General features: G+C 73.9%; 1 protein-coding gene. It reads right to left on the bottom strand.

Annotation, left to right across the window (positions count from 1 at the left end; translation table 11 throughout):
• Positions 1–238, bottom strand: a 238-nt coding sequence (locus tag BST14_RS30230; protein WP_158085952.1) for a hypothetical protein, incomplete at both ends; no start/stop codon positions are given.

The raw sequence follows: 238 nt of genomic DNA, 5'->3' as shown, positions 1-238 counted from the left end.
GCGCAGCACGTCGACCAGGGACCACGGCAGCTCGTCCGTCTCCGGACCGGCCGCCAGCAGCTCCTCGGCGAAGTACGCGTTGCCCTCCGAGCGGGCGACCACCCGGCCGAACGTGTCGTCGTCCAGCGGGGCACCCAGCACCGCCGTGGTGAACTCCCGCAGCTCAGGCTCGTCGAACGGCAGCAGCTCGAGCCGCTGCACGCGCGGGTGCCGGACCAGCTCGGCGATCAGCGGGCGC

The sequence above is a fragment of the Mycobacterium arosiense ATCC BAA-1401 = DSM 45069 genome (assembly GCF_002086125.1).
Taxonomy (GTDB): domain Bacteria; phylum Actinomycetota; class Actinomycetes; order Mycobacteriales; family Mycobacteriaceae; genus Mycobacterium; species Mycobacterium arosiense.
The sequence above is the reverse complement of the archived record's forward strand: the minus strand, read 5'-3'. Positions and strand labels throughout refer to the sequence as shown.